Genomic DNA, 21,099 nt, shown 5'->3' on the forward strand with positions numbered 1-21,099 from the left:
GGCAGCACCGGCAGTTCTTGCAGTTCTCTTCCAATAAACGGGGGTTTTCATGGGCAAGGTACTCGCAGTCCTGGCGGCGGCCACGGTGGCCGTCGGCGTATGCGCCACGGCGCAGGCGCAGCAGAAGTTGGTGGTGGCCGGCTACGGCGGCTCGTTCGAAGACATCATGCGCAAGGACATCTTCCCGCCCTTCGCCAAGCAGCATGGCGTCGAGCTGGATTACGTGGCCGGCAACTCCACCAACACGGTGGCGCGCCTGCAGGCGCAGAAAAGCAACCAGCAGATCGACGTGGCCATCATCGACGACGGCCCGATGTATCAAGCCATCGCGCTGGGCTTCTGCGCGCCGATCCAGGGCCTGCCGGCCGACGACATCTACGGCACCGCGCGCTACAAGGACGACAAGGCGGTTGCCATCGGCATCGTCGCCACCGGCATCATGTACAACAAGAAGGTCTTCGACGAGCGCAAGTGGGCCGCGCCCACCTCCTGGAAGGACCTGAAGGATCCCAAGTACAAGAAGCAATTGGTGGTGCCGCCGCTGAACAACACCTACGGCCTGCACGCGCTGGTGGAATACGCCCGCGAGGGCGGCGGCGGCGAGAAGAAGATCGACGCCGGCTTCAAGACCTTCAAGGACGAGGTCGGCCCCAACGTGCTGGTGTACGAACCGTCGCCGGGCAAGATGACCGAACTGTTCTCCAGCGGACAGGCCACCATCGCCGTGTGGGGCAGCGGCCGCGTCAAGGCCTTCGCCGACACCGGCTTCCCGGTGGGCTTCGTCTATCCGCAGGAGGGCGCCTACGCGTTGCTGTCGTCGGTGTGCCCGGTGGCCAAGGCCAACGCCAATCCGCTGGCGCAGGCCTTCGTCAACTATCTGGTCAGCCCGAAGGTGCAGGAGCAGCTGGCCAGCGCCTACGGCTACGGCCCGGTCAACAAGCAGGCCAAGGTGGCCGACGATCCGCGCGTGCCGCTGCCGATCGGCAAGCGCGCCGCCGACCTGATCGTGATCGACTGGGACACGGTCAACCAGAACCGGGACGACTGGAACAAGCGCTGGACGCGTGAAATCGAGCGTTGACGTTCATACACCGGGACGCAACGGCGGCGCGGGCGCGCCGCCAGCGGGAGCATCCATGAGTTATCTCGTATTGAACCGCCTGTCCAAGCGCTACGGCGACCTGACGGCGGTCGAGGACCTGAGCCTGTCGGTCGAACGCGGCGAGTTCATCTCGCTGCTGGGGCCGTCCGGCTGCGGCAAGACCACCACGCTGCAGATGATCGCCGGGTTCGTCGAGCCCAGCGGCGGCAGCATCGTGCTGGACGGCAAGGACGTCAGCCGCACGCCCGCGAACAAGCGCGGGCTGGGCATGGTGTTCCAGAACTATGCGCTGTTTCCGCACATGACCGCGGCCGAGAACGTGTCGTTCGGCCTGGAGATGCAGCGGGTCGGCAAGGACGAGCGGCAGGCGCGGGTTGCCGAGGCGCTCAAGCTGGTGGGCCTGTCGCATCTGGCCGACCGTCATCCGGCGCGCATGTCGGGCGGCCAGCAGCAGCGCGTGGCGCTGGCGCGCGCGCTGGTGATCCGCCCCAGCGTGCTGCTGCTGGACGAACCGCTGTCGAACCTGGACGCCAAGCTGCGCGAGGAAATGCAGCTGGAACTGCGCAGCATCCAGCGCACCGTCGGCACCACCACCATCCTGGTGACGCACGACCAGTCCGAAGCGCTGGCGCTGTCCGATCGTATCGTGGTGATGAACCAGGGCCGGGTCGAGCAGGTGGCCGAGCCGTTCGCCGCGTATGAAGGGCCGTCGAACCGCTTCGTCGGCGGCTTCCTGGGCAAGGCCAATGTGTTCACGCCCACGCCCCAGTCTTATGACGGCGAGGTGCGGGCGCGCATCGGCGAGGCCCACATCGCCATGGACGGGCAGCCCGTGCCGCAGGGCGCGGTGATCGTGCGGCCCGAGAAGATCCTGTTTGCCGAGGCCGGCGCCTGTGCCCTGCCCGGCCGCATGAAGACGCGCGTGTTCCAGGGCAACCACTGGCTGTGCCAGGTCGAGACCTCGGTGGGCGAAGTCATGGTGATCCGCCAGAACGATGGCGTGCCGGTGCCTGCCGAGGGCGCGACGGTACATCTGCGCTGGCGCGCGCAGGACATGTGCGCGGTGGCCGGCCAGGAGCCGGCAAAATGAGCGCGCGCGCCAACCCCTGGCTGCTGAGCGCGCCGGCGCTGGCGGTGTACGCCACCTTCCTGGTGGTGCCGATGGCCCTGGTGCTGCTGATCAGCTTCTTCGACTTCCAGTTCTACGGCGGCATGCAGGCCACCTTCACCTGGAAGAACTACATCGAGATTTTCAGCGACGGCTATTACTACGAGATCCACGCCCGCACCTTCGGCGTGGCGGCGCTGGTGACGCTGGCGTGCCTGGTGCTGGGCACGGCCGAGGCCTACGTGCTGTCGCGCATGGCCAATCCGTGGAAGGGCCTGTTCTTGATGGTGGTGCTGGGGCCGCTGCTGATCTCGGTGGTGGTGCGCACGCTGGGCTGGGCGCTGCTGTTCGGGTCCACCGGACTCATCAACAAGGCGTTGATGGGAATCGGCCTGATCGCCACACCGATCGACCTGATGTACAGCAACCTGGGCGTGGGCATCGCGCTCACCCACGTGCTGGTGCCGTTCATGGTGATCGCGGTGTGGGCGTCGTTGCAGCGTATCAACCCGTCGACCGAGGCCGCCGCGCTGTCGCTGGGCGCCAGCCAGTTCACGGTGATCCGGCGCGTGATCGTGCCGCAGGTCATGCCGGGCATCCTGTCGGGGTCGATCATGGTGTTCGCGATGGCCGCCAGTTCCTTCGCCACGCCGGCCATCATCGGCGGCCGGCGCCTGAAGAACGTGGCCACCGCCGCCTACGACGAGTTCCTGAACACGCTCAACTGGCCGCTGGGCGCGGCGCTGGCGGTGGTGCTGCTGGTGGCGACCGTGGTGGTGCTGCTGTCGGCCAACCGGCTGATCGAGCGCCGCTATGGCGCGGTCTTCAATCCGTCGGGGGCCTGACATGAACTTCCGCAACGGTCCCATCGGCCTGCTGTTCCATACGCTGTTCATCCTGTTCATCCTGGCGCCCATCGTGATGGTGTGCGCGGTGGCGTTCACGTCCGAAGGCTTCATCTCGCTGCCCAGCGGGGGGCTGTCGCTGCGCTGGTTCCGCGCCATCCTGGACAACCCGCGCTTCATCGAGGCGTTCTGGTTCAGCCTGGGGCTGGGCACGCTGTCGGCCACGCTGGCGATCGCGCTGGCGGTGCCGAGCGCGCTGGCGCTGGCGCGCAACCGCTTTCGCGGCCGCGAGGCGCTGGTGGCGTTCTTCCTGTCGCCGCTGATGATTCCGCACGTGGTGCTGGGGCTGGCCTTCCTGAAGTTCTTCACCACCGTGGACCTGGCCGGCACTTACGTGGGGTTGGTGGTGGCGCACGTGATCCTGGTGATGCCCTATGCGCTGCGGCTGGTGCTGGCCTCGGCCACCGGCATCGATCCGGCGCTGGAGCGCGCGGCGCAGTCGCTGGGCGCGTCCCACTGGACCGCGTTCCGGCGCGTGGTGCTGCCGCTGCTGCTGCCGGGCGTGGTCAGCGGCTGGGTGATCGCCTTCATCACCAGCTTCGACGAGCTGACCATGTCGATCTTCATCGCTTCGCCGTCCACCACCACGCTGCCGGTGCGCATCTTCCTGCACATCGAGGACACCATCGACCCGCTGGTGACGGCGGTGTCGGCCGTGCTGATCTATGTGACCATCATCGCCATCTTCATCCTGGACCGCCTGGTCGGCCTGGAAAAGCTGTTTGTCGGAAAGGGACGCTAATGACGGAAGAAATACAACAGGCGCCGCGCGCGCCGGCGCATCGCGGCGTCTACGACGCCGTGGTGATCGGCGGCGGCCTGGTCGGCTCGGCCGTGGCCTACGGGCTGCGGCGCGAACTCGACCACGTCGCGGTATTGGACGAAGGCGACGTGGCCTACCGCGCCTCGCGCGGCAACTTCGGCCTGGTCTGGGTGCAGAGCAAGGGCATGGGCCTGCCGCGCTACGGCGTGTGGACCATGACCTCGGCCGGCGCCTGGCCGCGGCTGGCGGCCGAGCTGCGGGAGCAGACCGGCGTGGACGTGCACCTGGAGCAGCGCGGCGGCCTGCACGCGTTGTTGAGCGACGAGGAAATGGAAGCGCGCGCCACCTTCATGCGCACGCTGCTGGCGCAGCCCGGCATGGCGCAGTACGACTGGAAAATGCTGGACCGCCACGAGCTTGCCGACATGGTGCCCGGCATTGGCCCCGAGGTGCGCGGCGCCACCTGGACGCCGGTGGACGGCATCGCCAATCCGCTCAAGCTGCTGCGCGCGCTGCACATGAGTTTTGCACAGCGGGCTGTGGATTACCTGCCGCGCTGTCCGGCGCAGCAGGTCCGCCAGCGCGACGGCGTGTTCGAGGTGACCACGCCCACCGGCACGGTGCGGGCGCGCAAGCTGGTGCTGGCCAGCGGCCTGTCGAACAAGGCGCTGGGCGAACAGGTCGGCTTGACGGTGCCGGTGCGGCCGCAGCGCGGCCAGATCGTGGTGCTGGAACGCACCCGCCGCCTGCTGGAAACGCCACTGTCCACGCTGCGCCAGACCGACGAAGGCACCTGGCTGATCGGCGATTCGCAGGAAGAGGCCGGCTATGTGGACAACCAGGTGGGCCTGCCGATCCTGGGCACGCTGGCCGACCGTGCCGTGCGCACCCTGCCCGCCCTGCGCGAGGTGCGGGTGGTGCGTAGCTGGGCCGCGCTGCGCGTGATGTCCAAGGACGGTTTCCCCATCTATCAACAATCCGAGACGTGCCCCGGCGCCTTCGTCGCCACCTGTCACAGCGGCGTCACCCTGGCGGCCGCGCACGCGCTCAAACTGGCGCCCATGATCGCCGCCGGCCAGTTGGCCGACGACATGGCGCCCTTCTCGACCCGGAGGTTCCATGTTCAAGAGGCTTGACGAGGCGCAGCGCCAGGCGCAGGGCGCGCCGGTGCGGGTGACGGTGAATGGCGCCGAGCTGCAATGCCGCGCCGGCGACAGCGTGGCCGCGGCGCTCTTTGCCGGCGGCATGCAGGCCTGTCGCGACACCGCGGTGGGCGAAGTGCCGCGCGGCCCCTATTGCATGATGGGCGTGTGCTACGACTGCCTGGTCACGATCGACGGCCAGGCCAACCAGCAGGGCTGCATGACGGCCGTGCGTGATGGCATGAAGATCGAGCGCCAGCTGGGCGCGCGCAAGGTGCAGGCATGATCGAGACGACGCAATGCGATTTGCTGGTGGTGGGCGCCGGCCCCGCCGGATTGGCCGCCGCCACCACGGCCGCGCGGCTGGGCGTGGACACGGTGCTGCTGGACGAACAGGCGGCGCCGGGCGGACAGATCTACCGCGCCATCACCACCACGCCGGTCACCGACCGCGCGGTGTTGGGACCGGATTACTGGCACGGCGCCTCCCTGGTCGAGCCGTTCCGGCAGTCGGGCGCGCGTTATGTGCCGGGCGCGACCGTGTGGGCGGTGGCCGAGCGCACCGCGCCCGAGCCGCGGCGCGGCTTCGAGGTGGCGTATTCGGTGGCGGGCGAAGCGCGCATTCTGCATGCGCGGCGCCTGCTGCTGGCCACCGGCGCGCAGGAACGGCCGTTCCCCATTCCGGGCTGGACGCTGCCCGGCGTCATCACCGCCGGCGCGGCGCAGATCCTGCTGAAGTCCGCCGGCGTGGTGCCGGCCGACCGCACCGTGCTGGCCGGCTGCGGCCCGCTGCTGTACCTGGTGGCCTGGCAATACCTGAACGCCGGCGTCAAGGTCGACGCGCTGCTCGAAACCACGCCGCCCGGCCGCTTGCGCCAGGCCTTGCCGAAGGTGTGGGACTTCCTGCGCTCGCCCTATCTGGGCAAGGGGCTGTCGCTGCTGCGCGCGGTCAAGGCGGAAATACCCATCATCAAGGGCGTGACGGCACTGGAAGCGTTGGGGCAGGACAAGCTGGAAAGCGTGCGCTACTCCGCCGGCGGCATCACCAAGACGCTGCCGGCGCAACAGTTGATGCTGCATCAGGGCGTGGTGCCCAACGTCAACCTGTCGCGCGCCATCGGCGCCGAGCATCGCTGGAACGCGGCGCTCGATTGCTGGGAACCGGACGTGGATGACTGGGGCCTGACCTCGGTGGACGGCGTTGGCATGGCGGGCGACGGCGCCGGCATCGCGGGCGCGCTGGCCGCCGAGCAACGCGGCCGGCTGGCGGCGTTGCAGGCCGCGCATCTGCTGGGCCGCATCGACGCGGCGCGGCGCGACAGCGAGGCCACCGCGCCCCGCGCCGCGCTGGCGCGGGCGGTACGCGGACGCGAGTTCTTCGATGCCCTGTACAAGGCGCCCGAGCGTTTCCGTCGCCCCACCGGCGACACCATCGTCTGCCGCTGCGAGGAGGTGACGGCGGCGCAGGTGCGTGACACCGTCAAGCTCGGCTGCAGCGGCCCGAACCAGATGAAGGCCTTCCTGCGCTGCGGCATGGGGCCGTGCCAGGGCCGCTTCTGTGGCCTGACGGTGTCGGAGATCATCGCCGAGGAACGCGGCGTGCCGGTGCCCGAGGTCGGCTACTACCGCCTGCGCTTTCCGACCAAGCCGTTGACGCTGGGCGAGCTGGCCTCGCTGCCGCAGACCGACGAGTCGCGCCAGGCGGTGGTGCGGCTGAAGAAATAGGAGCCCGCCATGACGGACGCTTCGCGCTCGGCCGCCGTCATCATCATCGGCGGCGGCCTGCACGGCAGTTCGGCGGCGCTGCATCTGGCGCGCGCCGGCGTGCCGGCGCTGGTGATCGAAAAGAACTACGTGGGCCGCCATGCCTCGGGCGTGAACGCCGGCGGCGTGCGCACCCTGGCGCGGCACCTGGCCGAAGTGCCGCTGGCGCTGGCCTCGCGCGAGCTCTGGTATCGCATTGGCGAGCTGGTCGATGACGATTGCGGTTTCGAACAGCACGGGCAGGTGCGCGTGGCCGAGAACGAGGTCGACGCGGCGGCGCTGCGCGCGCGTCTGGCGACCATGCAACAGCATGGCTACACGCATGAGCAATGGATCGACCGCGATGAATTGCTGGCGATGATTCCCGCGCTGACGCCCACGGTGCAAGGCGGCCTGATCGCGCGCGAGGACGCCGCCGCCGATCCCTACCGCACCACGCTGGCGTTCCGCCGCAAGGCCGCCAGCCTGGGCGCGCGCTTCCTGGAAGGCGTGCGCGTGCTGCGCACCGCGCATGAAAATGGCCAGTGGCGGGTCGAGACCGACGCCGGCGTCTACACCGCGCCGCAGGTGCTCAACTGCGCCGGCGCCTGGGCCGACCGCGTCGCCGCCGAGTGGGGCGAGCCGGTGCCGCTGACCGCCATCAGCCCGATGATGCTGGTGACGCTGCGCATGGATCATTTCCTGGACGCGGTGGTGCTGGGCACCGGCCGGCCGCTGTCGTTCAAGCAGCGCGCCAACGGCACGGTGCTGATCGGTGGCGGCCGCCGCGCCTGGGTCGATCGCGACGCGGAATGGACCGAGCTGGACTTCCGTTCACTGGCCGAGGGCGCGCGCACTGTCTGCGACCTGTTTCCGCACATGCGGCAAGCGATCGTGAACCGTGGCTGGGCCGGCATCGAGGCCGCCATGCCCGACGAGATCCCGGTGATCGGCCGCAGCCAGCGTTACGACAGCGCCTTCCACGCCTTCGGCTTCTCGGCCCACGGCTTCGAGCTGGGCCCGATCGTCGGCCGTATCATGGCCGATCTGATCACCACTGGCGTGACCGATCTGCCGATCGCGCCGTTCGCCATCGATCGTTTCGCCGGCGCCGCGGGCGCGCCGGCATCCACTTCAAAGGAGCAGCACTCATGAATGACATCGTGCGCAAGGATTCTAACGAGCGCCTGAGCCGCATCGTGATTCACGGCAACACCGTGTACGTCGCGGGCGTGACCTCGTCGGCCGAAGGCGGCATCGCCGCGCAGACGCGCGACGTGCTGGCCAAGATCGACGGCTATCTGAAGCAGGCCGATTCGGACAAGACGCGGCTGCTGTCGGCGCAGATCTGGCTCAAGGACATCGAGCGCGATTTCGCCGGCATGAACGCCGTGTGGGCCGAGTGGGCGCCGGCCAATGCGCTGCCGACGCGCGCGACCTGCGAGGCCAAGCTGGCCTCGCCCGATCTGCTGGTCGAGATCATCGTCACGGCCGCTAAGCGGCCGGGATATGTCGGCGGGCCAGTGTCGGAAGCCTGATCGGCCACAACGATCCGGCAGCGTGCTGCCGGATCTTTCCCGTGGCGTCCCGTCGCGACCCTGACAGCGGCGGGTGAAGGCCAGGTCCGGCCTCGGACACGCCTTATTTCGTTATCCCGCGATGCATTTTCCCGGTTTTGCGCTTTCTCGCTGTTGATAATCGGCGCGTTGACAAGGAAGTGCTTTGGATGGGCCGGCAAGTTCGGCCTTCGGGAATTCGTAGCGTGCCAGCCGGTCAGGTTTTCATCCGCAATATCGAGGCCTCTTGCCGCCACCATCATGGTGCGCCGCGAGGCTGGTGGCGTCCCAGGCGGGCCGCCGCGCACCGTGCCGCCAGCCTGAGGCTGTGCCTTGGGTTCACCGCCGCCCTGGCTTTCCCGTCATGGCTGGCCGCGCAACCCCTGCCCTCGGATGCCGCCACGCGCGCCAGCGAGATCCAACGCCGCCAGGAGCAGGAGCTGGACGCGCAGCGCGCCCGCGCCGCCGAAAGGCCGGACGTGCTGTCGGTGCCGCCCGCCGTCCCCGGCGAGGGGCCGCTCGTCTTCCCCGAGGAATCGCCCTGCTTCACCATCGCCCAGGTGGTGTGGGATAGCGCCGGTCCGCCGACCGCTTTGCGCCGCGCCGCCGAGGCCACGCTTGGGCAATGCATCGGCGGGCAGGGCCTGCGCGTCCTTCAGGAACACCTGATGGCTCGCCTGATCGACCGCGGCCTGATCACCGCCCGCGTGCTGGTGCCGGAGCAATCGCTGGCCAGCGGCACCCTGACCCTGCGCTATGTGCCGGGCCGTATCTCCGGGGTCAAGAGCGACGGCGCGCCCGGCTGGTGGCGTACCGCCTTGCCGACCTGGCCGGGCGGCGAGGTCAACCAGCGCGATCTGGACCAGGCGCTGGAGAACATCCGCCGGCTGGCCGGCCAGGCGGACGCGTCGATCGACGTCGCGCCCGGCCCTGAACTGGGCGACTCCGACATCATCATCAAGCCCGGCACGGGTAAGCGCTGGCATGCCTACGTGGGCGGGGACAACGCCGGCATGGAGTCCACCGGCAAGAACCAGGTCAACGCCGGGCTCACGCTGGATTCGCCGCTGTTCCTGTACGACCAGTTGTCGGTCTCCTGGAACAGCAACGCCGACCTGCGCAACAGCGACGCCGGCTCGCGCGCCGCGTCCATCAACTACAGCATCCCGTTCGGCTACTGGACTTTATTCGCCGGCGCCAGCAAGTCGCGCTACCGCCAGACCGTGGCCGGCTTCGATGAACCCATCGTCTACGGCGGCACCAGCAAGCAGGTGGAAGCGGGCGTGTCGGTGGTGCCCTACCGGGGCGCCAGCTACAAGGGCACCGCCATGCTGAAGTTCCTGCGCAAGCGCGCGAGCAGCACCCTCAACGACATCGACATCGAGGTGCAGCGGCGCGACGTGGTCGGCTACGAATTCAGCTACGGCCATCGCCAATACATCGACCAGATGGTGCTGGACGTTGGCGGCGGCGTGCGCGGCACGCTGCCGCAGTTCTCCGATCAGCCCGGCTACGTCTACGGCGATCCCGACTGGAACGGGCGCAGCACCATCCTGACGGCCAATGCAGGTCTATACCTGCCCTTCAAGGTGGCGGGGCAGCAGATGGCGTACCAGGTCAACTGGCAGATCCAGCACGCCAAGACGCCCATCGTGCCCGCCGACTACTTCACCATCGGCAACCGCTACGCGGTGCGCGGCTTCGAAGGGCAGATGACGCTGGCCGCGGAAGACGGCTGGACCCTGCGCAATGACCTGTCGCTGGACCTGGGCGAGCTGCTGCGCGTGCCCGGCCATCAGGGGTATGCGGGCCTGGACGTGGGCCGCGTGGGTGGCCCGTCTGCGATGTGGCTGTCCGGCCGCACGCTGGCCGGCGCGGTGATCGGGCTGCGCGGCCGCGCCGCCCTGCCCGGTGCCGCCAATGCGGTCAGCGCCAGCTACGACGTTTCCGCTGGCTGGCCATTGCAAAAGCCTGAGTCGTTGAAAACCGCCTCCCCCGTATTCGCCGCGACGCTGATGTTCGAGTTCTAAGCCCGCCGCCTTGCGTTGTCGAGACATTCACAAGGCCAGTTCCCATTCTTGGTTCAACCGAGTACGCATGATGTCCAAGTTACGTTCCCTGATCGTGTGGTCCGTGGTCTTCACGCAGGTCTGGTCGCCGGTGCTGGCGCAGACCCTGCCGAGCTCGGTGGACAGAAGCGTGCCGGGCGCCCGGCCGTCCGTCGGCGTCAGCCATGGCGTGCCTGTCGTCAACATCGCGCCGCCTTCGGCCGGCGGCGTCTCGAACAACCGCTACACGCAATTCAACGTCGGCCCATCCGGAGTGGTGCTCAACAACAGCGGCGGCGCCAGCCAGACGCAACTGGCCGGGCAAGTGTCGGGCAATCTCATGCTGGGCAATCGGCATGCTGGCACCATTCTCAACCAGGTCACCGCGCCCAATCCGTCGCAACTGCTCGGCACGTTGGAAGTGGCGGGCAATCGGGCCAACGTCATCGTCGCCAACCCGGCGGGCATCACCTGCAATGGCTGCGGATTCCTGAACGCGGACCGCGCCACCCTGACCACCGGCAAGCCGCGCGTTGGGCCGGACGGCGGCATCGGTTTTGACGTGACGACAGGCCGGCTCGCGGTCGAGGGGCAAGGCCTGAACGGCATGAACCTCAGCCAGGTGGACCTGCTCGCGCGCACGCTGGAGATCAACGCGGGCATCTGGGCGAACCGGCTGAACGTGACGGCTGGCGCATCGCGCGTTGACTATGGCTCGGACGCCATATCCGCGCAGGCGGGTGACGGCCCCGCGCCCATCGTGGCGCTGGACACCGCCGCGCTGGGCGGCATGTACGCCAACAGCATCCGCCTGATCGGCACCGAGGCCGGCGTGGGGGTGAACATCGGCGGCAATCTGGCCGCGCTGACGGGCGATCTGCAAGTCAATGCCGCCGGCGATGTGCGCATTGCGCCGCGCGCCACCGTGCAGGCGGCGGGTGATTTGCGCGTGAATAGCGGCGGTACCTTGGCCGTGCAGGGCGCGGCGCAGGCGACAGGCGCCGTCACGCTGGCCGCCACGGCCGATGTTTCGGTGCCCGGCGCGGTCGGCGCGGGCGCGCTGCTGAGCATGAACGCGGGTGGCGATGTGGCGGTGGGTCCGCTGGGAAGCCTGCGCACACAGGGGGCCCTGCGCGTGGCCGCCGGCAGGGATCTGTCGATGTCGGCAAGGCTGCTGACGTCCGGCCAGGACGCGCGCATGCAATCCGGGCGCAATCTGACGGTGGCGGGTCAGGCCGCGATGCCGCCACCCGTTCAAGGGGGAGCCGCGGATAGCGGCGCCGCTGCGCAGGCCGGCGCGGCGTCGGTCGAGCCGTCCAACGCGCCGGCCGACTCGCGCGGCGGCGTATCCCTGGAGGGTGGCCGGGTGTCCGCGAAGGACGGCGTCACGCTGCAGGCGGGGCGCGACCTGGTGCTGCCGCAACAGGTGGTCGCGGCAGGAACGCTGCTGACCGAGGCCGACGGGAACTTGACCCTGGCAGCCGGCACGCAATTGCAGTCGGCCGGCAATGTGACGATGCGAGCAGGCCACGATGTGTCCCTGGGCGGGACAGTCTTGACCGACGCGGCCCTGAGCCTGACAAGCGGCAATGATCTTGTGCTGGGTTCGACGGGCAAGCTGCAAGGCGAGCGGGTGGACACCAGCGCCGGCCGCGACCTGGCCTTGGGCGGTACGTTGGTGTCCACGGCCGACGTCCAGGCGCGCGCCACGCGCGATACGCGTGTGGACGGCAAGCTCAGTGCCGGAGGATCGCTGGATCTGGACGCCGGGCGTCATCTATCGGTTGGCGCCGCCGGGCAGGCAGACGCATCCGGCAAAACGCGGATGCTCGCGGCGGGAGACCTATCGCTGGCCGGCACGACGCGCGGCAACCTGGGCATGCGCGTGGAAGCCGGCGGCCGAGTGGATTTGTCCGGCGCCACTGCGTCCGCTAATGGGCCCCTGGATCTGATCGCCGGACGAGCCATGCACCTGTCTGCCGACAGCCAGGCGCTGGCGGGCGGCGCAATGCAAGCACGCGCGGGCAGTACGTTGACGGCGGCGGGCGCGATGACATCGCTAGGCGACCTGATACTGGATTCTTCAGGTAATCAGCGTCTTGCGGGCCAGCACTTCGCCGCCGGCAATCTGGTCATTCAGACGCGCAGTGAGTTGACCACCTTGGCAGGATCGCAACAGCAGGCCAATGGTTCGATCCTGGCACGAGCGGACAGCGGGGCGTTGGCGGGTACGTTGGAGGCAGGCCAAGCCGCGACGCTTCGAGTCGAAAAGGACTTGACCGTGGATGGCACGGTACTGGCGGATGCGGGTGCGCTCGAGGCCAGCAGCGGTGGCGCCATGCTGCTCGGCAGTGCGAGTGCGCTGCAGGCCGGCGGATCACTGACGGCGCGGGCCGGGAGCAAGCTGCTGGCGAACGGCACGATTTCCGGCCGGCAGGACATCACCCTGAAAGCCGGCACGAATGCGCAGTTGAACGGCAAGACCGTCGCCAACGCTACCTTGCGCATCGACGCGAGCGATGATCTGACCATTGGCGAGACGGGCCTGGCCCAGGGCAGCGCCAGGTTGCTGCTGCGCGCGGACCAGGATCTGCGAATCGCTGGCATCGCGGGCACGGCCAAGGGCGCCGAAATGGGGGCCGACCGGGGCATGCTGCAGGCACAGGCGGCCCGCGACTTGCTCATCACGGGCACGGCGACCGCCGGTTCGCCTGTCATCTTGGGCGCGCAGCGCGATATCCGTATCGATGGTGTCGCCACCGCGCTGGATGGCGTACTCACGGCCGACGCGGGCGCAAACCTGGAAGTCGCGGCAACCGGCAGGATGCAGGCGTCGCAGAACCTGAACGCGAGTGCCGGCGCCCAGCTGGACGCTGATGGCGTCATTGCCGCCGGCGGCGGCCTGACGCTTGCCGCAAAAGGGGACGTCCGCGTGGGCGGTCTGGCGGCTGCGCTGGGCGGGCGTTCAGCGGGCGATGCCTCCCTCACGGCTGGGAGCGATGTCGTCGTCAAACAGGACGGGTCGTTGCAGGCCGCCGGTACGCTGACCGCCAACGCGCGGCGCTCCCTGTTCGTGGCGGGCGCCCTCAGTTCCGTGGGAGACATGCGGCTTGCCGCCACGCACGACGCGCACTTGAACGGTACCACCGCCACCGACGCGACCTTGACGCTGACAGGCCGTGACGTGGCGGTGGGCACGGCCGGGCTGGTGCAAGCTGGCCGTACGTTGAACGCCTCCGCGTCAGGGGAACTGGAAGTGGCTGGCCGCATGTTGTCGGGCGGCTCGCAATCTTTGACCGCGGGCGACTCCCTCCGCGTCGATGGCACGGCCGCTGCGCTGCTGGGCGATCTCTCGCTGACCGCGCAGCGCGGCGACCTCGCGCTGCACGCGACCTCGCGGCAGCAGGCGGGTGGTGGGCTGACAGCTCAAGCAGGCGGCGCACTCACCGCGCTGGGTTCGATGGTCGCGCAACACGGTATGACCCTGCGCGCGGGCACCGACGCGACGCTGGGCGGCCTCGCCGCGACGCAAACGGGCGATCTCGACATCCATGCCGCCGGCGCACTCAGCACCACGACGGACGCCCGCTTGCAGTCCGGCGCGGCGCTGGACCTGAGCGCAGGCGTCGCGCTGGGCAACGCAGGTATCGCCACGGCAGCCGGGCGCGCCAGCCTGAAGGCCGGAACCACGCTGGACAACATGGGCTCGGTGCTGGCTGGCGGCGATCTGATCGCCAGCGCCGCCGGACAACTCGCGAACGCCGGCCAGTTCGTGGCCGGCGTGGACACCGATGGCGCCCTCAATCTGCCCGGCAGCCTCACGCTGGCGGCGGGTTCCATCGTGCACCGGGGCGCGAGTTTGGCCGGCGGGACGCTGAGCCTGTCCGCGGATGGCCTGGACCTGACGGACGGCAAGCTGTCCGCCATCTCCAAGGTGGCGCTGTCCACGCCGGGCGACGTGGACAGCCGCAACGCGGTCGTCCAGAGCGGGACCCTGGACGTCACCGCCGCCAATCTGCGCAACCAGGGTGGCGAGCTGGCCGCAACGAGCGATGCCGCGATCACGCTTGGCGGAAATCTCGACAACACCGGTGGGCGGATTGGCGCGGCGGGCACCGCGCGCATCGAGGCCGCTGCCATCGCCAACCGCCACGGCATCCTGGCCGGTCGCGATGTGACCATCACTGCAACCTCCTCCCCCGCCCCCACCCGCGCGGTGGACAACCGCGCAGGCCTGATCCAGGCCGACAACGCCCTGACACTACGCGCCGCCAGCCTTGACAACAGCGGCACCTTGACCATGGACGGCGATCCATCCAAGGGCGTGCTGGCAAAGGTGATCGACATTCTGGCGGACCGTGTTGGCAACCAGACGGGTTCCGTGCGGGCGCGCGAAGACCTGACGCTGGCCGCCAAGGACCTGGACAACACCGGCGGCGAAATCGTCTCCCAGGGCAATGCGCGAATTCTTGCTGACGGGTTGAACAACGCCGAAGGCAAGCTGTTGGCGGACAAGCGCCTGACGGTGACCACGAAGGTCTTGCAAGGGCTCGGGACGTTGCAGTCGGCGGGTGATCTGTCGCTTCAATACGCCGGCTCCCTGAGCCAGGAAGGCGACATCGCCAGCGGCCGCGACCTTGCGCTGTCCGTGGGCGGCGACATGGACAACCGCGCCAGGATCAGCGCCGTCCGCGATCTGACCATCACGGCGGACTCGCTGAACAATCAGGCCTCGGGCGAACTGTTGGCCGGCGGCGCCAATGCCATCACGGTCGCGCGCGGCTTGACCAACGCGGGTCTTATCGACGGCGGCTCGACGCGCATCGCCGCGGATCGCTTGGAGAACACCGGCCGCGTCTATGGCGACACGTTGTCCATCCAGGCGGGCACCCTGGTCAATGGCGCCGGAGCGGGCGGCGGCGCCGTCATCGCCTCGCGCGGAAACATGAATCTCGGGGTGGGGTCGCTCACCAACCGTGACCACGCACTCATCTATTCGGGCGCTGATCTGCGCATCGGCGGCGCGCTGGATGCGCAAGGCGCGGCTGTCGATCAGGCGGCTTCGCTCTTGAATGCCTCGGCCGTCATCGAGGCGGTGGGCGATGCCGATATCTCGGCCGCCTTCATTCGCAACCAGAACGACCACTATGCCAGTGAAACGGCGCAGGTGTCGTCCAAGCCCAAGGTGTACTTCAGAACCCTCAACTCGCAGGTCATGTACGACGCCGATACGAACTGGTTATGTGAGACGGATCGGCCCGTATGTGGCAAGGATCCCTTGACGTTCCTGGAGAACGACTCAAATCACCGGTTTTTGCTGCCGTCGGACAAGTACCCGGCATCGCGCTACGGGCCGCCCTTTGATTATGCGCCGTTCGTGGTCGGTGATAAGAAAGGCCCGAATGTGCCTATTGCTCCGGCGGTTGTGCCCCGCATAACAGTTTGCGCCAGCGCGGATGGCAGTCGGGGTTGCCAATTCGAGGGGCCATTGGTGAGCGCACATAGAGCCACCCGCCCGATACATGTGTACGCAACGGACGCGAGTATCTGGCAGGTGTTCGGCGTGACGCCGCCGGACGGCCCGATGCCAACCTGGACTCCCTATATTGCATGCAGCGACAAGCCGGGGGTGTGCGCCGAGAGGCAGGCCGCGCGTCGGCGTGCCTACGAGCAGGCCTTCGCGCAGTATCAGGCTCCGTTTCAGGAGTTGAACGCGCGCATCTACGCGTTTAACCAGGAATACAAAAGACGACTGGTCGAAGGGTTCTATTACTACATCGTCACGGAAACCGTCACCGAGACACGCACGACCGCCACCGATCCCGCAAAGATTTTGTCGGGCGGGGGCATGGCGCTTACCGGCGTGGTCACCAACGACAAGAGCCAGATTGCGGCAGGCGGGATGCTGTCTGTGCAAGGTCCGGCAATCGTCAATATCGGCGCGGCCGGTACCCGCAGCATCACGCGCGCGGGTACGCAAGTTTTCACGGACGAGCATGGCCGCAGGCGCACGGAGAGCCGGTCCCCCTATAACGAAACCATGGCCGCGGAGCCGATCGAGTTGCCGGTGGGGACGTCGGGCAGCAATGTCGGGGTTGCGCTCGTGGGTTCCAGCCCTGGCGCCAGTCGCCCGCCAGCGCCTGGAACGGTACAGATCGCCAGCGTGACCCTGCCTGGCCATGCGGCTGTGCGTAGTGTATCCAATCCCGTCAGCATTCCGGACAGTCAGCTCTTTGCCGTTAGCGGCAAGCCGGACGCGCCCTACATCGTTGCCACCGACCCGCGCTTCGTCGGCCCGCATCCGTCGGTGTCCAGCGACTATCTGCTGGACGTGCTGCGCCGGCCCGGTGCTTCGCCGGGCACCCCAATGGGCGCCGCGACCGCCGGCAAGGAGCCGTCCGACGCGCGCTTGTCGGATTGGAGCGCCCTGCTTCCCCCTGGCGCAGGGTTTCTTACGCCCACCGGCCAGCCCAGGCGCCTGGGCGATGGCTTCTATGAGCAGAGACTGGTGTCAGATCAGATCCTGGCTTCCTCTGGCCAGCGTTTCCTGGAGAACTACAGCGACTACGACGCGCAATACAAGGCGCTGATGACCGAGGGAGCGCGGTTCGGCCAGCTTAACGGCTTGAAGGTCGGGGTGGCGCTGAGCGAGGCGCAGCAGCGTCAATTGACCGCTGACCTCGTCTGGCTGGTTGAAGAGACGGTCACGCTGCCTGATGGCACGACCGAAGCCGTGCTGGTTCCACGTGTCTATCTGCTGGTTCGGCCGACCGACTTAAAGGGCGACGGCACACTGATGGCTGGTCGTGACGTGACGCTGGCGGCCGAGGGCGACATCGTCAACAGCGGCACCATCGGCGCTCGCGCAGCCACCGTGATGACGTCGGCCAACATTCTGAATCAGGCAGGCGGCCGTATCCAGGGCGCCCTGGTCGACCTTTCCGCCCGCGAATATCTGACCAATCTGGCCTCGCTGATCAAGGGTGCCGCGGTGGCGCTATCGGCCGGAAATGACATCGCGCTGACGTCGACAACGGCCTCCGAGAATTTCGGCAGCACCTGGGGTACGCATCTAAGCGGCGTGTCCAGCGTGGACGCAGGCAGGCTCAATCTGCAGGCGGGGCGCGACATCACGTTGACGGCCGCGCAGGTGTCGGCCAGTGAGGATGCGTACCTGCAGGCCGGGCGCGACGTCAGGCTCGAAACGGTCGCTCGGAACCATGGCGAACGAATCGTGGGTGATGCGCGTAACCGTCATGAACTGATGGCCAGCCGGGAGATCGGCGCGACGCTCACGGCCGGCGGCGATATGACATGGATCGCGGGCCAGGACGTCAATGCACGCGTGGCGGACGCGACGGCCGGTAAGCAATTGGCGGTGCACGCCGGGCGGGATCTCAACGTGGCCGCGGGGGTGGCCGCGGGCTCCACCTATGCCGAGAGTTATCGAAAAAAGCGCGGATTCCTGTCCAGCAGCACCTCTCACACCATCAGTTCCTCGGCCTGGGAACAAGCACAGGCCTCGACGCTGACGGGCGACACGGCGGTGCTGACGGCGGGCCGCGACCTGAACGTGACGGGATCGAACGTCGGCGCGCAGCATGACCTGACCGCATCGGCCCGGCGTGACGTGAACATTCTGCCCGGCGAGAACACTTCCGACCGCTATGACTACAAGATGGTCAAGAAGTCGGGGCTGGGCGCGATGGGCGGGCTGAGCTACGGCACGCGCAGGCAAACCGACTCGCTCGACGGCAAGAACGTGTTCCATACCGCGAGCACCGTCGGCAGCGTCGAAGGCGATACGCTGATCCGCGCGGAGCGCGCACTGAACGTGACGGGCAGCAACGTCCTGGCGCGCCAGGGCGATGTGACGCTGACCGGGCGCGGCATCAATATCGCCGCGGCGCTCGACACCACGCGCGACAAGGAATTGCACGAGGTCAAGCAATCCGGCGCCAGCATCAACGCCAGCGCGCCGCTGATTAGCGCGATGCAGACCGCCGGCCGGATGAACGAGGCCGCCGGCAAGACCGACAACAAGGTCATGCAGGGCCTGGCCCTGGCGACCACGGGCCTTGCCGCGCTCAATGCCTACGACGCGATGATGGCGGACCCGAAAAGCGCGGGCGGCGTCAGCCTCAGTATCGACCTGGGCACCAGCAAGAGCCAGAGCGCTACGGACCGCGCGTCTTCGTCGACGGCCGGATCGACGGTGGCCGCCGGCCAGGACCTCACCCTCCTCGCCCAGGGCGCGGGGTCCGCTTCGGACATCACGCTCACGGGATCGCGCTTGTCGGCGGGCGGCAATGTCCTGCTTGAGGCCGACGGGAACATCCAGCTGCGGGCCGCGCAAAACACCTTCGAGCAGAACACGAAGAACAAGAGTTCCAGCGCAAGCGTGGGCATCGGCGTGTCGGCCGACAGTGAGAACGGGGCTGGCGTCATGGTCACCATCGGCGTCAGCGGCGCTCGTGGCCGCGCCGATGGCAAGGACACCCGTTGGACCTATGCCGACGTGAGCGCCGGCAACGTGCTGGCGTTGCGATCCGGCGCTGACACCTCTTTGATCGGTGCGACCGGTCGAGCCGACCGGATCATCGCGTCGGTGGGCAAGGACTTGCGCCTGGAGACCCTGCAGGACGCCAGCACCTACGACGCCAAGCAGCAAAGCATCGGGGTCAAGGCCAACATCTGCGTGTACGGCTACTGCAAGAGTTCGGTGTCGGGCCACGTCGCCCAAGGCCGGATGAACAGCGACTTCCGATCCGCCAGCGAACAGGCCGGCCTGAAGGCGGGCGACGGCGGCTTCCAACTGGATATCGCGCGAAACACGACCTTGGTCGGCGCGGCGATATCCAGCAGCGAGCGCGCGGCGCTGGAAGGCCGAAACGCGCTCGGCACGGACACGCTGGATGTTCAGGATGTAAAGAACACGGCCCGGTACAAGGCCGACCAGATTGCCCTGAGCGGGGGCTATAGCTGGGGCGGCGACGGCGGGGGCGCACCCAAGAAAGGCGATGCGGGCAAAGCGGACGTAGCCGCGAACGCCAACGGCCAGGCGGCGGGCGGCGCCGACACGGCGCGGGAATCGGGCGATAAGGGCGGGGCGTCGGCAGGCCTGCCTGTTGTCGCGGGCGCTTCCGGCAAAGCCAGCTCGACCACGCGCAGCGCGATCAGCGGCGGCAATGTCGTCATTCGCGATGAAGTCGCGCAGCAGGACTTAACCGGACTGACGGCGACTCAAACGATCGCCGCGCTGAATCGCGACACGTCGTCGGACACGTTGAATGCGCTCAAGCCGATCTTCGACAAGGAGAAGATCGAGGCGGGGTTCGAGATCGCGTCGGAGGTCAATCGGCAAGTCGGGCAGTTCCTGGAAACGCGGGCCAGGGAAGCCAAGGCACTGGAAGATGCGCTGAAGAACGAGCCTGAAGGACCCCGTCGAGATCAATTAAAGCAAGCTTTTGAGGATGCGAAGACGTGGGGGCCGGGCGGCGAGAGCCGTCGCTGGCTGACTGCGATCTTGGGGGCTGTGAGCGGCAATGTGACCGGCGCGGCGGGTGACGCGATCCAGGCGACCGCAGTCAATTATCTGCAAGGGCTAGGTGCAACGGAGGTCAAAAAGCTCGTTGCACAGATGGAGCCTGGCCCGAAGGGCGAGGCCGCGCGTGCCGCGCTGCATGCGATTGTGGGATGCGCGGGTGCCGCGAGCACGGGTGCCAATTGCTCGGCGGGTGCGCTGGGAGCCGGAGTGGGGGCCGTGCTCAACGCCTTGCTCGATCAGGATGGCAAGAAGCTCAATCCGACAGAGAAGGAACAACGCAGCAATCTGGTGCGGTCGTTGGTGGCGGGGATATCGACGGCTGTGGGCGCCGATGCGGTGGTCGCCACCTATTCGGCGGCGTTGGAGACTGAGAGCAATCATCTGACCGTCTTGCAGCAGGAGGGGCGTATCCGCGAGTGGGTGCAGTGCAAGGACACTGCTTGCCGGGATGAGGTGAGGGCTCGATACGCTGATCTCAGCAAAAAGCAGCGTGCCGAGCTAGTGGATTGTGAAGGCGCGGAGTGCGCGAAGAACGCGCGGAAGTTGACAGCGTTGGCCGCCAGCTACGACGCGCGCGCAAGCGAGCTGCTGGAGAAAAGCCGGCGGGAAGGTGGTCTGAGCGAGGCGGACCGTGAGGAATTGAAGGCCGTCAAGGGCATGAGCCTGCTCATCCTGAGCGACCGTAATGAGGTTCTGCAGCGGGCGATCTTGGCGGGCTCGGAAGAGGCAAAGAAGGACGCGTGGAATAGCATTGCCACGGAAGGAGCGCTTGGGGCTGCTGCGGCAGTGGGGGCTGTCCGGCCCAATAAGATATCCGGCAATACGAAAGCGCCAATTGGACAGAAGGGGAAAGGCAGTGCATTGCCTGCCCCTGAGCCCGTAACTGCTTCCAATGGGTTGGTTTATGAATCGAGTCCAAAGCACACGCCAGGTCAAACTGCAAGCAGGCCCAACGCGGGATTAGAGCCAAGGAATTCTCTGGACTTGTTTGCCAATTCGGTGCAGGGAAAGGAGGGGCAGCGATTTGCAAAGGATGCGGAAGGGAATATTCATCGGTTCTCTGATTCAAATGATGGAACTTGGCACTGGTCAGGCAGTACGGGAGATAAAAGGAATGGTCTAGAAAAAGATTACATTCCAATCGAAATAAGAAGGTTCTTCAATTTTCCTGGAAAGGGGAAATAA

At 67.6% G+C, this 21,099-nt stretch carries 11 protein-coding genes; all 11 read left to right on the forward strand.

Features of this window, described 5'->3' with window-relative positions; genetic code table 11:
• The first annotated feature begins 49 nt into the window (after positions 1 to 49).
• Positions 50 to 1,081, forward strand: coding sequence for an ABC transporter substrate-binding protein (locus tag AruCF_RS00180; protein ID WP_049070372.1), 1,032 nt, complete (start codon positions 50 to 52; stop codon positions 1,079 to 1,081).
• Between the two features lie 55 nt (positions 1,082 to 1,136).
• Complete coding sequence (locus AruCF_RS00185) at positions 1,137 to 2,192, forward strand: ABC transporter ATP-binding protein (protein ID WP_020925745.1); 1,056 nt, start codon at positions 1,137 to 1,139, stop codon at positions 2,190 to 2,192.
• On the forward strand, positions 2,189 to 3,055 hold the full coding sequence (locus AruCF_RS00190; RefSeq protein ID WP_049070373.1) for an ABC transporter permease: 867 nt from the start codon (positions 2,189 to 2,191) through the stop codon (positions 3,053 to 3,055). Before AruCF_RS00185 ends, AruCF_RS00190 begins: the two co-directional genes overlap by 4 nt.
• Before the next feature lies 1 nt (position 3,056).
• Positions 3,057 to 3,857, forward strand: coding sequence for an ABC transporter permease (locus tag AruCF_RS00195; protein ID WP_006389497.1), 801 nt, complete (start codon positions 3,057 to 3,059; stop codon positions 3,855 to 3,857).
• On the forward strand, positions 3,857 to 5,014 hold the full coding sequence (locus tag AruCF_RS00200) for an NAD(P)/FAD-dependent oxidoreductase (RefSeq protein WP_049070374.1): 1,158 nt from the start codon (positions 3,857 to 3,859) through the stop codon (positions 5,012 to 5,014). The genes AruCF_RS00195 and AruCF_RS00200 overlap by 1 nt, the downstream gene beginning before the upstream one ends.
• Complete coding sequence (locus tag AruCF_RS00205) at positions 4,998 to 5,306, forward strand: (2Fe-2S)-binding protein (protein ID WP_006389495.1); 309 nt, start codon at positions 4,998 to 5,000, stop codon at positions 5,304 to 5,306. The genes AruCF_RS00200 and AruCF_RS00205 overlap by 17 nt, the downstream gene beginning before the upstream one ends.
• Positions 5,303 to 6,745, forward strand: coding sequence for an FAD/NAD(P)-dependent oxidoreductase (locus tag AruCF_RS00210; protein ID WP_049070375.1), 1,443 nt, complete (start codon positions 5,303 to 5,305; stop codon positions 6,743 to 6,745). The genes AruCF_RS00205 and AruCF_RS00210 overlap by 4 nt, the downstream gene beginning before the upstream one ends.
• Positions 6,746 to 6,754: 9 nt before the next feature.
• Positions 6,755 to 7,918, forward strand: coding sequence for an NAD(P)/FAD-dependent oxidoreductase (locus tag AruCF_RS00215; protein WP_049070376.1), 1,164 nt, complete (start codon positions 6,755 to 6,757; stop codon positions 7,916 to 7,918).
• Positions 7,915 to 8,301, forward strand: a complete 387-nt coding sequence (locus AruCF_RS00220; protein WP_049070378.1) for a RidA family protein — start codon at positions 7,915 to 7,917, stop codon at positions 8,299 to 8,301. Before AruCF_RS00215 ends, AruCF_RS00220 begins: the two co-directional genes overlap by 4 nt.
• 344 nt (positions 8,302 to 8,645) lie before the next feature.
• Entirely contained in the window at positions 8,646 to 10,349 is a 1,704-nt protein-coding gene (locus AruCF_RS00225; RefSeq protein ID WP_063569811.1) for a ShlB/FhaC/HecB family hemolysin secretion/activation protein, read from the forward strand.
• Positions 10,350 to 10,416: 67 nt separating this feature from the next.
• Complete coding sequence (locus tag AruCF_RS00230) at positions 10,417 to 21,099, forward strand: two-partner secretion domain-containing protein (protein WP_083036481.1); 10,683 nt, start codon at positions 10,417 to 10,419, stop codon at positions 21,097 to 21,099.

It is taken from the genome of Achromobacter ruhlandii, assembly GCF_002082135.1.
Taxonomy (GTDB): domain Bacteria; phylum Pseudomonadota; class Gammaproteobacteria; order Burkholderiales; family Burkholderiaceae_B; genus Achromobacter; species Achromobacter ruhlandii.